Origin of the sequence: Noviherbaspirillum sp. L7-7A, assembly GCF_019052805.1 — a bacterium.
GTDB lineage: Bacteria > Pseudomonadota > Gammaproteobacteria > Burkholderiales > Burkholderiaceae_D > Noviherbaspirillum_A.
The window spans coordinates 3510222-3524448 of sequence record NZ_JAHQRJ010000001.1; the positions used below are offsets into that span (position 1 = coordinate 3510222).

Annotated in this window: 14 protein-coding genes; 10 read left to right on the forward strand and 4 right to left on the reverse strand. The window is 61.5% G+C overall.

What is annotated here, in order from left to right; all coding sequences use genetic code 11:
- Positions 1-76 precede the first annotated feature (76 nt).
- The 5 genes from KTQ42_RS15965 to KTQ42_RS15985 all read left to right on the forward strand — a co-directional run bounded on the left by KTQ42_RS15965 (position 77) and on the right by KTQ42_RS15985 (position 3017).
- Positions 77-346 (forward strand): GlsB/YeaQ/YmgE family stress response membrane protein, encoded by a 270-nt coding sequence (locus KTQ42_RS15965; protein ID WP_217346380.1) that lies wholly within the window; start codon positions 77-79, stop codon positions 344-346.
- 116 nt (positions 347-462) lie between these two features.
- A complete protein-coding gene (locus tag KTQ42_RS15970; protein ID WP_217346381.1) occupies positions 463-1059 on the forward strand; it encodes a hemerythrin domain-containing protein in 597 nt (198 codons plus the stop codon).
- A 243-nt stretch (positions 1060-1302) separates the two neighbouring features.
- Positions 1303-1869, forward strand: a complete 567-nt coding sequence (folE, locus tag KTQ42_RS15975) for a GTP cyclohydrolase I FolE (protein WP_217346382.1) — start codon at positions 1303-1305, stop codon at positions 1867-1869.
- A gap of 81 nt (positions 1870-1950) precedes the next feature.
- Complete coding sequence (locus KTQ42_RS15980) at positions 1951-2310, forward strand: DUF1842 domain-containing protein (protein ID WP_217346383.1); 360 nt, start codon at positions 1951-1953, stop codon at positions 2308-2310.
- A gap of 83 nt (positions 2311-2393) precedes the next feature.
- A complete protein-coding gene (locus tag KTQ42_RS15985; RefSeq protein ID WP_217346384.1) occupies positions 2394-3017 on the forward strand; it encodes a DUF882 domain-containing protein in 624 nt (207 codons plus the stop codon).
- On the opposite strand, the gene KTQ42_RS15990 is transcribed toward KTQ42_RS15985, so the two are convergent.
- From KTQ42_RS15990 to KTQ42_RS16000, 3 genes are all read right to left on the reverse strand, one after another.
- Positions 3018-3317 carry a 2Fe-2S iron-sulfur cluster-binding protein gene (locus KTQ42_RS15990; protein WP_217346385.1) on the reverse strand — a complete coding sequence of 100 codons (300 nt, stop codon included), beginning with the start codon at positions 3315-3317 and terminating at the stop codon, positions 3018-3020. It lies immediately after the preceding gene.
- A gap of 17 nt (positions 3318-3334) precedes the next feature.
- A complete protein-coding gene (locus KTQ42_RS15995; protein ID WP_349292156.1) occupies positions 3335-4588 on the reverse strand; it encodes a TIGR03862 family flavoprotein in 1254 nt (417 codons plus the stop codon).
- Between the two features lie 237 nt (positions 4589-4825).
- A complete protein-coding gene (locus KTQ42_RS16000) occupies positions 4826-5329 on the reverse strand; it encodes an SET domain-containing protein-lysine N-methyltransferase (protein WP_217346386.1) in 504 nt (167 codons plus the stop codon).
- A 506-nt stretch (positions 5330-5835) separates the two neighbouring features.
- On the opposite strand from KTQ42_RS16000, the gene KTQ42_RS16005 reads away from it, so the two are divergent.
- From KTQ42_RS16005 to KTQ42_RS16025, 5 genes are all read left to right on the forward strand, one after another.
- A complete protein-coding gene (locus KTQ42_RS16005; protein ID WP_194715157.1) occupies positions 5836-7758 on the forward strand; it encodes a PrkA family serine protein kinase in 1923 nt (640 codons plus the stop codon).
- A gap of 192 nt (positions 7759-7950) precedes the next feature.
- Positions 7951-9219 carry a YeaH/YhbH family protein gene (locus KTQ42_RS16010; protein ID WP_217346387.1) on the forward strand — a complete coding sequence of 423 codons (1269 nt, stop codon included), beginning with the start codon at positions 7951-7953 and terminating at the stop codon, positions 9217-9219.
- Between the two features lie 10 nt (positions 9220-9229).
- On the forward strand, positions 9230-10768 hold the full coding sequence (locus tag KTQ42_RS16015) for a SpoVR family protein (RefSeq protein ID WP_249222783.1): 1539 nt from the start codon (positions 9230-9232) through the stop codon (positions 10766-10768).
- Positions 10769-10969: 201 nt separating this feature from the next.
- Complete coding sequence (locus tag KTQ42_RS16020) at positions 10970-11431, forward strand: PA2169 family four-helix-bundle protein (RefSeq protein ID WP_217346389.1); 462 nt, start codon at positions 10970-10972, stop codon at positions 11429-11431.
- Between the two features lie 114 nt (positions 11432-11545).
- Positions 11546-13165: an NAD(P)/FAD-dependent oxidoreductase gene (locus tag KTQ42_RS16025; RefSeq protein ID WP_217346390.1), complete on the forward strand. Its 1620-nt coding sequence runs from the start codon at positions 11546-11548 to the stop codon at positions 13163-13165.
- Here KTQ42_RS16025 and corA read toward each other — a convergent pair.
- A complete protein-coding gene (gene corA, locus KTQ42_RS16030; RefSeq protein ID WP_217346391.1) occupies positions 13160-14125 on the reverse strand; it encodes a magnesium/cobalt transporter CorA in 966 nt (321 codons plus the stop codon). The genes KTQ42_RS16025 and corA overlap by 6 nt on opposite strands.
- Positions 14126-14227: the final 102 nt, after the last annotated feature.

A 14227-nucleotide genomic window follows, 5' to 3' on the forward strand; every position in this document is an offset into this window, starting at 1 on the left:
CAGCCCTTCATGGCGGCTGCTAATCTGCGTTCCATGGACATAAGCCCTTATGTCACTAACCACTCAGGAGGAAATCATGAATTTCATTATCTGGCTCGTCGTAGGCGGCATCATCGGTTGGCTCGCAAGCATCGTCATGCGTACCGACGCACAACAAGGCATGTTTCTCAACATCGTCGTCGGCATCATAGGCGCCATGCTGGGCGGTTTCCTGCTTGCTCCGATGTTTGGTACCGGCACCATCAACCAGAATGATTTCAGCCTGTCGTCGCTGTTCATTTCCTTCCTCGGCGCTGTCGTTCTGCTGATGATCGTTAATCTGTTCCGCCGCGGTTCGGTGCGCTAAGCACGCAAACAAGCAATACCCTCATTACTTTGACCTGACGTGCCTTCGGGCCGTCAGGTTTTGCTCATGAAGCGCCCGGTGACGGCGTACCGTTAAAACCTTAGATGGAGATTGCCATGCCAGCCGCAAAGAAAACCGCTGCCAAGAAGACCGCTGCGAAGAAAACTGCCGCCAAGAAGGTCGCCAAGGTTTCCAGAACCGACGCCATCGCTCTGCTGACGGCGGACCACAAGCGCGTCAAGAAGATGTTCAAGCAGTTCGACAAGATGAAGGAAGATGGCGCGTCCGCCGACAAGCAGGCGCTGGCGCAGCAGATCTGCGCCGAGCTGACGCTGCATGCCGAAGTCGAGGAGCAGATCTTCTATCCCGCCACGCGGGAAGCCATCGATGATGACGACATGCTCAACGAAGCCGAGGTGGAGCATACCAGCGCCAAGGACCTGATTGCCCAGATCGAAAGCGGCGACCCGTCCGATCCGCTGTGGGACGCCAAGGTGTCGGTGCTGGGCGAGTATGTCGACCATCATGTGCAGGAGGAGGAAGAGGAAATGTTCAGGAAGGCCCGCAAGGCCAAGATGGACCTGGAAGCGCTGGGCCAGCAAATCGCTGCGATGAAGCAGTCTCGCGATGGCGCGCAGGCGTTGGCACCGGCTTCGGTTCCTCTCCCGGCTGGCAAGAAAGCTGGCAAGGCCGCTGCCGACGCGCGCCTCTGATTGTCTGCACGTTTCCCGGCTGGCAAAGCGGCAGCAGCCGTACCGGCCGCACCGCTGCCAGCCGGATCAGCCCGGCGCCGGGCAAGGCGCCGGATCTCTCCTGTACTTTTACTTTCCGCGAATCCAACGAATTTCCTAATTTAGGTTAGGATGTGCGCCTTTCCCGTGGCGCGCTTTCATCCCGACGCGCCGCCCCATTTTTCATAACTCAAGTGGAGCGCAGGCGCGCTCGAAGGAACTCCCATGTCGGAAGAGACATTTACTGAACAGGACTGGCGCCGTTTACTGGTCAGTCTCGGCGAAAACCCCAATCGCTCCGGCCTGGCTGACACGCCGGCCCGTGTCGCCAAGGCCTGGAAACACTGGACCTCCGGCTATGACCAGGACCCGGCTGAACTGCTCAAGACCTTCGATGACGGCGCCGAGCAGTACAACGAGCTGATCGTGGTCCGCAATATTCCAGTGTATAGCCATTGCGAGCATCATATGGCGCCGTTCTTTGGCAAGGCCGTCATCGGCTATATGCCCAACGGGAAAATCGTCGGGCTGTCCAAGCTGACCCGGCTCGTCGACTGCTTCGCCAAGCGCCTGCAGGTGCAGGAACGCCTGACCATACAGATCGCCAACGCAATGATGACGCACCTGGAGCCCAAGGCCGTTGGCGTGGTGCTGCGCTGCCGCCACATGTGCATGGAAAGCCGCGGCATCCGCTCGCCTGGCGAGGAAACCGTCACTTCCTCGATGCTGGGTGAACTGCAGCCCAACCTTGGCATGCGTACCGAATTCCTGGCACTGGCGCGAGAAGACTGACGCATCGCAAAAAGGCCGCCGCGGCGCGAACCAATGCCGTGGCGCTGCATCTGAGTCTCCATTCCTTTCGATGGAGGCCAAATGCAAGCCCTGACTCTCACAATCCAGAGCGCGATGCCCTCGGCGCCTGTGCTGAACCTTGAGCTGGGCAGCCTGCCTGAACAAAGACTGGCTGGCCGCTGCAGCATCCGGGCTGCGGACGGCCAGGATGAAGTGCAGATCGAAGGGCGGTTCCAGCGCTACTCCACGCCCGGCCATGCGGAAATCCTGATTTTCCTGCTTGGTTATCACGAGGATGACCCCGACCATGTGCCGGCACTCGACATCGCGCTGCGCCTGCGGCCCGACTGGGGCGGCGGCAGCGGCAATTTCATCCTTGGCGGCATGGCGGTAGCCAATGCAAGCGTCGAGAATGTGGTGGCGCCGGCAGCTGAATTGTAAATTTCCCGCAGGCCAGGGCGTCCCTCGGGTAAACTTTCGGGCTCGTCCGTACAACCGAATCACCGAATCACCGAATCACCGCCATGACCTCGCGCCGTTCCTTCATCAAGAAAAGCCTGTTCCTTACCGCCGGCGGCCTGTTCGCCGATGCCGGCCTGTCCTCTTCCGCATCCGCCATGCAGCCGCCGCCGGATATCTTCGACGCCGAAGTGCTCGACATGGAATTCTGGGTCAAGCCCAGGGTGATCGAGGTCGTGCGCCCGGCCAGCGGCGAGCGCGCGAGGCTGCTGTACTGGAAGGATGGCGAGGTCATCGACTCGGCCTACCAGCAGTTGTGCCACCTGCTGCGCGATGTCAACGGCGGCGGCAAGACCGCGCCGATGGATCCCAATCTCCTGGAAACCATGTGGGGAACCCAGGCCTTCGTCGCCCGCTACGGCATCACGGCCCCGCTGGAGATCCTCTCGGGCTACCGCACGCCGGAATCGAATCAGAGGCTGCGCGAACAGGGCGTGCCGGCAGCGCGCAAATCGCTGCACATGGATGGCAAGGCAGCGGACATCCGGGTGCCGCACCTGGATGCGATCGTGCTGGGCGGCCTGGTGCGCAGCTTCCGGCAGGGCGGCGTGGGCTTCTATTACCGCGGCGACGCACGCGGCGGCTGGATTCATGCCGATACCGGCCTGCAACGCACCTGGAAAGGCTGATCAGGTACGCCTGGCGCCCCGGTTCTCCAGCGTGACGTCGGCATCGGGATAAGCCACGCAGGGCAGGATGTAGCCCTCGCGTTTCTCGTCAGCCGACAGGCCGGGCCATTCGATCCGGTAATGCACGTGGCCCGCGGTCATCCGGCAGATGCAGGCGCGGCAGGTGCCATTGCGGCAGGAACTTGGCAGCCTGATGCCGGCCGCCTCGGCCGAGCGCAGCAAGGGCTTGCTGTTGGCGGCATCGAAGCGCCAGCCATGCGGACTGATGGTCACCGCGAATGTTCTTTGCTCTTCTGTCATTCCCATCGTTTCCGCCATCAGGTCTGCCTTTGCGCCAGCCAGCGCAGCATGCCCTGCGCCGCGCCCCTGCCGCTTGCCATGCAGGCTGTCAGCAGATAGCCGCCGGTGGGCGCTTCCCAGTCCAGCATTTCCCCGGCACAGAACACGCCCGGCAGGCGGCGCAGCATCAAACCCTCGTCCAGCGCTTCAAAGCACACGCCGCCGGCGCTGCTGATGGCTTCATCGATGGGCCGTGTCGCCACCAGCCGCAAGGGCAGCGACTTGATCGCCGCTGCCAGCCGGGTCATGTCGTTCATCTGCTCCCGGTCCAGCGCTTCCCGCAGCAGGCCCGCCTTCACGCCGGTCACGCCGGCCCGGCTCTGCAGATGGCTGGCCAGCGAGCGCGATCCGCGCGGATGCTGCAGTTCCGCCGTCAGCCGCTCCAGGCTCTTGCCGGGTGCCAGGTCCAATTGCAGCAGCGCGCTGCCATCTGCCATCAGGGCATCGCGCAGCGGCGTCGACAGCGCATAGATCAGGCTGCCTTCCACGCCGGTTGCGGTAATCATGAATTCGCCAGGCCGCGTCAGTGGGGCGCCACCGGCCAGCGCGCATGTCGCCGTCACCGACTTGACCGGCTGTCCCGCGAAACGTTCGCTGAAATGCGCACTCCATGGCACATCAAAGCCGCAGTTGGCCGGCAGCAGCGGCATCACCTCGACGCCTGCCGCGCGCAGCCAGGGCAGCCAGGCGCCGTCCGAGCCCAGCCGCTTCCAGCTGGCGCCGCCAAGCGCCAGCAGCGTGGCATCGGCACGTACCTGTATTTCGCCATCAGCGGTGGCAAAGCGCAATGCGCCGTCCTCCCAGCCCAGCCAGCGATGCCGCATGTGGAAGCGAACGCCGGCCGCACGCAAGCGGTGCAGCCAGGCGCGCAATAAAGGTGCAGCTTTCATTTCCGTAGGGAAGACCCGGCCCGATGTGCCGACGAAGGTGTCGATGCCCAGGCCGTGCGACCAGGCGCGCAACGTATTGGCATCGAAGCCGGCCAGAAGCGGCGTTATCTGGCTCTGACGGCTGCCATAGCGGCCCAGAAAACGCTCCGACGGTTCGGAATGGGTGAGGTTGAGCCCGCCACGGCCGGCCAGCAGAAATTTGCGGCCGACCGATGGCATGGCGTCATAGAGGTCGACCCCGACGCCGGCCGCGGCCAGCGTCTCGGCCGCCATCAGGCCCGCCGGCCCGCCGCCGATGATGACGACCCGCCTGGGCGCGTCGCCGTAATGACTGTCTTGCACGTGCCTGTTCCTTGTTGCGTCAGTAGAGATGGTCGGGACGGCAGTTTAGCAGGGCCGCGATCCGCGGGCGGCGGGCAAAAAAAAGCCCGCTCTGGGAGCGGGCTGAATCTATATCAAATGAGGAGACATAGAGGAGACAGGACGAAGTATAGGAAGCTTGCGCCCTGGCCGCCAATTCCGATTTGCGATATCAGTTATGTTGCCGCTGAATACTGCATGAGGCCGCATCAGGCTGCATCAGGCTGCACGACGACGGCCGCGCTTGGGCGCCAGCATGGTCTGGCGGCAGTTCGGCTGGCCGCACAGGCACTGGTAGGCGCGCTTCACCGCCGGCGTATGGCGGCCTTCCAGCACCAGGCCATAGTCGTAGTTCAGTTCCTCGCCGCGCTGGATGTCGCGCAGGGTGTAGATGAAGATGCGGTTGTTTTCCTCGCGGGCCTCGCAGTTCGGCGCGCAGCTGTGATTGATCCAGCGTACATCGTTGCCGCCGCTGGCGCCATCGATCATCTTGCCGTTGCCAAGGGCGAAGAAAAACGTGTGATACGGATTTTCCGGGTCCAGCCCGGTGCGCTTTTCCGCTTCGTTTTCAGTGATGATTTCGCCGATGTATTCCGACACCAGCGTGCCGGCAGGGATCTTGCGTCTGGCGAATACGCCGTTGCCATGGATCTTGGAATGGCGCACGACGATGGAGGGAATCGGTTCCGGGACAGGCAGGGCGGCAGGCTTGGAGCGGGTCATTGAACTTGGCTGGTTGTGGCGTCAGGGACGGGTTGAAAGGAGGATGACTGCGACAGGAAAAATTGTAAGACAAAGTTTCAGACCGGATGCAGCACATGCGGAGATGCCATGATAAATTTTCTATTCCGGCCTTGTGTGAATACGTCGCGATGATAACCCGGCATGCCTTGAAGGACAGGCGTGAAAAACGACATGAGCGCATCATGTTTGCGTTTGCCGTAACCAATGATCCGGCCAGTGACGAGAGCATCAATGCTTGATGCAATGATTCGGATAATATGCAAATATGAACCCGGTTTTCATCGCGGCGCCAACGGCACGCGGCACTTCGCAGTGATGGACTCATGCGCGTCCGATGCATGGCGTGGCTCTGGAAGCAGATCAAGTTTTCCGACCGGGCCAATGCTGACAAAAGAAAGAACGCGTATTATTGAATTGCGGGGCAGAAAGCCAGCTTCTGCACAAGCGTTAGCTGACGATAGATTCACTTCAAAGGAACCATGCAAATGAAAATCTTTGAGAACTATGCGGCACGATATGAAAGGACCCGTGAGGAAGAGATGTCGGTCCAGGAGTATCTGGATCTTTGCAAGCGCGACCGCATGGCTTACGCCACCGCGGCTGAAAGGATGCTGGCAGCCATAGGCGAGCCCGAGCTCCTCGACACCCGGCACGATCCGCGGCTGTCGCGCATCTTCGCCAACAAGGTCATCAAGATTTACCCCGCGTTTCGCGAGTTCTACGGCACCGAGGAAGTTATCGAGCAGGTCGTCTCCTACTTCCGCCATGCGGCACAAGGCCTGGAAGAGCGAAAGCAGATCCTGTATCTGCTGGGCCCGGTCGGCGGCGGCAAGTCGTCGATCGCCGAAAAGCTCAAGTCCCTGATGGAGAGCGTTCCGTTCTATTGCATCAAGGGTTCGCCCGTCAATGAATCGCCGCTCGGCCTGTTCAATGAACAGGAAGACGGCGTGATCCTGGAAGAGGATTACGGCATCCCGCGCCGCTATCTGCGTTCCATCCCAAGTCCCTGGGCCGTCAAGCGCCTGCATGAATTCAACGGCGACATCAACCGCTTCCGCATCGTGCGCCGCTATCCCTCGGTGCTGCGCCAGGTGGCAGTGGCCAAGACCGAGCCGGGCGACGAGAACAACCAGGACATCTCGTCCCTGGTCGGCAAGGTCGACATCCGCAAGCTCGAAGACTATTCGCAGGACGATCCGGATGCCTACAGCTACTCCGGCGGCCTGTGTCTGGCAAACCAGGGCCTGCTGGAATTCGTCGAAATGTTCAAGGCGCCGATCAAGGTGCTGCATCCGCTGCTGACCGCCACCCAGGAAGGCAACTACAAGGGCACCGAAGGCTTTGGCGCGATACCGTTCGACGGCGTCGTGCTGGCCCACTCCAATGAATCGGAGTGGAAGGCCTTCAAGAACAACAAGAACAATGAAGCGTTCCTGGACCGGATCTATATCGTCAAGGTGCCGTACTGCCTGCGCGTGACCGACGAGATCAAGATCTACGACAAGCTGGTGCGCAACTCCTCGCTGGCCGATGCGCCCTGCGCCCCCGGCACGCTGAAGATGATGGCCCAGTTCGCTGTGCTGTCGCGCCTGAAGGAACCGGAGAATTCCAGCATCTTCAGCAAGATGCAGGTCTATGACGGCGAGAACCTGAAGGACACCGACCCGAAGGCCAAGTCGCGCACCGAGTACGCCGACTATGCCGGCGTGGACGAGGGCATGACCGGACTGTCGACCCGCTTCGCGTTCAAGATCCTGTCCAAGGTCTTCAACTTCGACAGCACCGAGGTCGCCGCCAATCCGGTGCACCTGCTGTACGTGCTGGAACAGGCGGTCAGCCGCGAGCAGTTCCCGCCGGAGACGGAGCAGAAATACTATTCCTACATCAAGGAATACCTGGCACAGCGTTACGTGGAGTTCATCGGCAAGGAGATCCAGACCGCCTACCTCGAAAGCTATTCCGAGTACGGCCAGAACATCTTCGACCGCTATGTGACTTTCGCCGATTTCTGGATACAGGACCAGGAGTTCCGCGACCCCGACACCGGCGAGAGCTTCAACCGCGACTCCCTGAACAGCGAACTGGAAAAGATCGAAAAACCGGCCGGCATTTCCAATCCCAAGGACTTCCGGAACGAGATCGTCAACTTCGTGTTGCGTACCAGGGCGCAGAACAACGGCAAGAACCCGGCATGGACAGGATACGAGAAATTCCGCACGGTAATCGAGAAGAAGATGTTCTCCAACACCGAGGAACTCCTGCCCGTGATCTCGTTCAATGCCAAGGCCAGCGCGGACGACGCCCACAAGCACAAGGAGTTTGTCGAGCGCATGGTGGCCAAGGGCTACACGCCCAAGCAGGTGCGGTTGCTGTGCGAATGGTATTTGCGTGTAAGGAAGTCTTCATAAGAAGGCAGGCTTTCCTGCTCGCGGGTCTTGCATGACTGGCCCTGCTCTTGCTAGTTTATGGGGTAGGGCCAGACGTATCTTCCGCTGACGCCCGTCGCGCGCCATCGGAACCCGGCAATGCCGGGAGGATGATGTGGTAGACCGGAAGCGACGGTTCCGCGTTTGCCTCGGTAGCATGAGCAGGAGACCATATTGACTTACCTCATCGATCGGCGTACGCAGAGCAAGAACAAGTCCGCAGTCAACCGCGAACGCTTTTTGCGGCGCTACAAGGGTCAGATCAAGCAAGCGGTGGAGCGTGCCATCAAGGGACGCTCCATCACCGATATCGCCAGCGGCGAAAAGATTTCCATTCCGGCAAAGGACGTCAACGAGCCGACCTTTGGCCATTCCCACGGCGGCATCTGGGAAGTCGTCAATCCGGGCAATGAAGAGTATGTGAAGGGCGACCGGGTGCCGCGTCCGCGTGGCGGCGGTGGCGGCGGTGGCGGCGGAAAATCGGGCAATAGCGAGGAAGTCACGCAAGATGACTTCGTCTTCGAGCTAAGCCGCGAAGAATTCATGAATTATTTCTTCGAGGATCTCGAGCTCCCCAACATGGTCAAGAAGCAGCTTGCTTCCACCACGGAGTTCAAGAGCCACCGCGCCGGCTACACCACCTCCGGCACGCCGGCCAACATCCATGTGCTGCGCTCGCTGCGCGGCGCGCTCGGGCGCCGGATTGCCATCGGCGGCAAGCATGGCAAGCGCCTGGCGCGGGCCGAGGAGGAACTCGAGAATCTGTTGCTGTTGGCGGAAGAGGAGCATCCGGAAGTCATCAAGCTGCGGCGCGAGATTACGCATCTTAAAACCCGGATCAATGCGATTCCCTTCATCGATCCCTTCGATTTACGCTACAGCAACCGGGTCAAGACGCCCAAGCCATCCAGCCAGGCGGTGATGTTCTGCGTGATGGACGTGTCGGGTTCAATGGATGAGCAGCGCAAGGACACCGCCAAGCGCTTCTTCATCCTGCTGTACCTGTTCCTGACCCGGGCCTACGACAAGATCGAGGTGGTGTTCATCCGCCACCATACCGCCGCCACCGAGGTCGACGAGCATGAGTTCTTCAACTCCCGCGAGTCGGGCGGCACGGTGGTGTCGTCGGCGCTGCACTTGCTGCAGCGCATCCTGCATGAGCGCTATCCCAGCGGCGACTGGAATGTGTATGTGGCGCAGGCATCCGACGGCGACAACTGGGACAAGGACTCGGTCAATTGCCGGCAGATATTGAGCAGCGCCATTCTGCCGGCGGTGCAGTACTACGCCTACGTGGAAATCACCGACGGCGCGCCGCAGAACCTGTGGCATGAATATGCGCAGGTGGCGTCTCAGCATCCGCACTTTGCAATGCAGAAAATCGAGTCGCCGGCCGATATCTACCCGGTGTTCCGCGAGTTGTTCAAGAAGCAGCCGAAATGAGGGCAGCCCCATGAGCCAAGTGATAGATAAGCCCGTCCATGCACGCCGCCTGCCGGAGCAGTCGGAATGGACCATTGAACTGATCGAACAGGCGCACGAGGAAGTGCGCCGCGTCGCCGCCGAGTTCGGCCTCGACACCTATCCCAACCAGCTTGAGATCATTACCGCCGAGCAGATGATGGATGCCTATGCGTCCGTCGGCATGCCGGTGTCGTACAACCACTGGTCCTTCGGCAAGCATTTCCTGACGACCGAAAAGGGTTACCGTCGCGGCCAGATGGGCCTGGCCTACGAGATCGTCATCAATTCCAATCCCTGCATCGCCTACCTGATGGAGGAAAACAGCCTGATGATGCAGACGCTGGTGATTGCCCATGCGGCCTACGGCCACAACTCCTTCTTCAAGGGCAATTACCTGTTCCGCACCTGGACCGACGCGGAAGCCATCATCGACTACATGCTCTTCGCCAAGAACTACATCGCCGAGTGCGAGCGGCGTCATGGCGTCGAGGAAGTGGAACTGCTGCTGGACTCGTGCCATGCGCTGCAGAACTATGGCGTTGACCGCTACAAGCGGCCGGCCAAGCTGTCGATGATAGAAGAGAACGCCCGCCAGGCCGAGCGCGAGCAGTATCTGCAAAGCCAGATCAACGACCTGTGGCGCACCCTGCCGCGGCGGGAGGAAGCATATTCCTCGATTGCCGCGCCGGCCGCCCGCTTCCCGAGCGAGCCGCAGGAAAACCTGCTGTACTTCATCGAGAAGTCGGCGCCCTTGCTGGAGCCCTGGCAGCGCGAGATCGTGCGCATCACCCGCAAGATTTCCCAGTATTTCTATCCGCAGCGCCAGACCCAGGTGATGAACGAAGGCTGGGCCACCTTCTGGCATTACACCATCCTGAACCAGCTCTACGATGAAGGCATCCTGAGCGACGGCTTCATGATGGAGTTTCTGCAGAGCCATACCAACGTGGTCTATCAGCCTTCGATCAACAGCCCCTACTACAGCGGCATCAATCCCTATGCGCTGGGCTTTGCGATGATGCGCGATATCCGCCGCATCTGCGAAAACCCGGATGACGAGGACCGCCACTGGTTCCCCGATATTGCCGGCAGCGACTGGCGCAAGACGCTGGACTTCGCGATGCGCAATTTCAAGGATGAAAGCTTCATTGCGCAATACCTGTCGCCACGGCTGATCCGGGAGTTCCACTTCTTCTCGATACTGGACGACGACCACGACGACAAGCTGACCATCTCGGCCATCCACGACGATGCCGGCTATCGCTACGTGCGCCAGCAGCTTGCCGCGCAGTACAACCTGGGCAACCGCGAACCCAATATCCAGGTCTGGGCCGTCAATACCCGCGACGACCGTTCGCTGACGCTGCGTCATACTCAGTTCCAGCGCCGGCCATTGAGCCAGCAGACCGATGAGGTGTTGAAGCACGTGGGGCGGCTCTGGGGTTTCGATGTGCGCCTGGAAACGGTTGATCCGAAAGGCAAGGTCCTGTCCACCCACGAATGCCGTACCGACAAGCGTTATCGCTAACCAAAGTTCGGCGAAGTAACATGTAATTCCTGCCATTTTGCTGGCAAATTCTTCCGGGCGCGCTTTGCGCCCGTTTCTTTTGCGGGGGATAGCGCGCTCTTTCTGATGGCACGGCGTTTGCAAATAGCTAACAGGCTTGCGGCGCGGGCATGACACGCTTTTGTCCGCGCCGGCAACTTCTCCCTAACGAAAGGAAACGACATGAACAACGACGACGTTATCTCGACACTGAACGACCTGATTGAAACCTGCAAGGACGGCGAGCAGGGCTTCCGCACCTGCGCCGAGGACATCAAGGATGCGCAGATGAAATCCTTCTTCACCACCCGCGCCCAGTCCTGCGCGGAAGCGGCTGCCGAACTGCAGCAGGAAGTGCGCACCCTGGGCGGCAATCCGGAAACCAGCAGCAGCATCGCCGGCGCGCTGCACCGCCGCTGGGTCGATATCAAGGGCCTGGTGACCGGCAAGGACGACGAAGCCATCCTGAATGAATGCGAGCGTGGCGAGGACCTGGCCAAGCGCAGCTACGAGACCGCACTGGGCAAGTCGCTGCCGGCCAACATCAAGGTCATCGTCGAGCGCCAGTACAACGGCGTGCTGAAGAACCACGACCAGGTCAAGGCCATGCGCAACCAGGTCCGCGCCGCCAAGGGCAATGCCTGAGGCATGACGCGCCGCGGCGGGGCGGTCCAGGCGACCGGCCCGCTGCGGTAAAATAGCGGCCTGCCGACCGGTTGCATGTAGCGCAACCGGTGCATTTCCACCGGATTCAAGCGCATGCTGCGACTCATCGATGTACAACTCCCCCTCGACCATCCCGAACCTGCATTAAAGGAAGCCGTGCTTGCGCGCCTGGGCATACCCGCCGACGCGCTGCTGGGCCTGCAGGTGTTCCGGCGTGGTTATGACGCCCGCCGCAAGAGTGCGATTTCGCTGATCTATACCGTCGACGTCGACGTGCGCGATGAAGCGGCGTTGCTGCGGCGCCATGCCGGCGAACGTACCATCCAGCCTACGCCCGACACCAATTATCACTACGTGGCCAAGGCGCCTCCCGGCCTTTCGAAGCGGCCGGTAGTGATCGGCATGGGGCCGTGCGGCCTGTTCGCCGGCCTGATCCTGGCGCAGATGGGTTTCAGGCCCATCATCCTGGAGCGCGGCAAGTCGGTGCGCGAGCGGACCAAGGACACCTTCGGCCTGTGGCGCAAGCGGGTGCTGCATCCGGAGTCGAATGTGCAGTTCGGCGAAGGCGGCGCCGGCACCTTTTCCGACGGCAAGCTGTGGACCCAGGTGAAAGACCCGAAGCATTACGGCCGCAAGGTGCTGACCGAGTTCGTCAAGGCCGACGCGCCGCCCGAGATCATGTATGTCAGCAAGCCGCACATCGGCACCTTCAGGCTGGTGAAGATGGTGGAGCTGATGCGCGCCACGATCGAGGAACTGGGCGGCGAGATCCGCTTCGAGACCAGGGTCACCGACATGGAAATCGACAACGGCCAGATGCGCGCGCTGCATCTTTCCAGCGGCGAGCGGCTGGAGGCCGACCATGTCGTGCTGGCAGTGGGCCACAGCGCCCGCGACACTTTCCAGATGCTGCATGAGCGGGGCGTATATGTGGAAGCCAAGCCGTTTTCGATCGGCTTCCGGATCGAGCATCCGCAGTCGTTGATAGACCGCTGCCGCTTCGGCCCGAATGCCGGCAATCCCATCCTCGGCGCGGCCGACTACAAGCTGGTGCATCACTGCGGCAATGGCCGTTCGGTCTACAGCTTCTGCATGTGCCCCGGCGGCACCGTGGTGGCGGCGACTTCCGAGCCGGGCCGCGTGGTCACCAATGGCATGAGCCAGTATTCGCGCAATGAGCGCAATGCCAATGCCGGCATCGTGGTAGGCATCACGCCGGAGGACTATCCCGGCCATCCGCTGGCCGGCATCGACTTCCAGCGCCATTGGGAGTCGCGTGCATTCGAGCTCGGCGGCGGCGACTACAGCGCGCCCGGCCAACTGGTCGGCGACTTCCTGGAGCGCAAGCCGTCGACGGAATTCGGCGCGGTGCTGCCGTCCTACAAGCCGGGCGTGAAGCTGGGCGACCTGTCGACCGCGCTGCCGGACTATGCCATTGCCGCGATGCGCGAGGCGCTGCCGATGTTTGACCGGCAGATCAAGGGCTTTGCCATGCGCGACGCCGTGCTGACCGGCGTCGAGACCCGCACCTCGTCGCCGATCCGCATCCGCCGCCATGACGACAGCCTGCAGAGCATCAATACCCGCGGCCTGTTCCCGGCCGGGGAGGGCGCGGGCTATGCCGGCGGCATCATGTCGGCCGGCATCGATGGCATCCGGGTGGCGGAGGCGGTGGCGCTGTCGATCACGGGCGTAGCCCGCACGGCGTCATAACCAGCCCGACTTGCGAAAGCGCCGGTACAGGTAGAGGCAGATGCCCACCATCGTGGCCAGCGCCGCCGGATAGCCGTATTTCCAGTGCAGTTCCGGCATGTGCTCGAAGTTCATGCCCCAGATGCCGGCAAAGGCGGTGGCCACCGCAAAGATCGCGGCCCAGGCCGCAAGCCGCTTGTTGACCTCGCTCTCGTCGATGGCCACCATCGACAGGTTGACCTGGATGGCGGTGTTGATGGTGTCGCGGATCGCGTCGATGGAAATGTTGATGCGGTGCAGATGGTCGTAGACGTCGCGGAAGTAGTCGCCGCAATTCTGCACCGCCGGCGGCACCCGGCCGCCATGCAGCTTGCCGGCGGTCTCGATCAGCGGGCTGACCGCATGCCGGAAGCGCAGCACCTTGCGCTTGAGTTCATACAGCCGCTCGATATTGGCCCGCTGCGCATCCTTGTTGAAGATCTGTTCCTCGATGGTCTCCAGCCGGTTTTCCATTGCGTCCATCACCGGGAAATAGCGGTCCACCACCGCGTCCATCAGCGCGTACAGCACGAAGCCCGAGCCGTTGCGCAGCAGCTCCGGCTCGCGCTCGCAGCGGGCGCGCACATCGTGGAAACCGTGGCTGCTGCCGCGCCGCACCGACAGCACGTAGTTCCGGCCGACGAACACGGCCAGTTCCCCGATCTGCAACTCGCCATCGACGATCTCGACCGGCCGCATCACGGCAAACAGCGATTCGCCGTATTCCTCGATCTTCGGCCGCTGATGGCCGACCAGCGCATCCTCGATCGCCAGCGGATGCAGGTCGAACTCGGCCCGCATGCATTCCAGCTCTTCCACGGTGGCGTCGGCCATGCCGACCCAGACGAAACAGTCGGGCCGGGCGAGGGCGTCGCTGATTTCCTCGACCGGGATATCCCCGAGCTTCTTGCCGTTCTGATAGGCGACGCAATTGATCAGCATCCCGCAACTCCGCAGTTTTCATATGCCGAAAGCTTACATGCGCGCTGTTGCAGGGAGCAAAGAAAAAAGGACCGCAAGCGGTCCTTGTCAATGCGCGTCGGG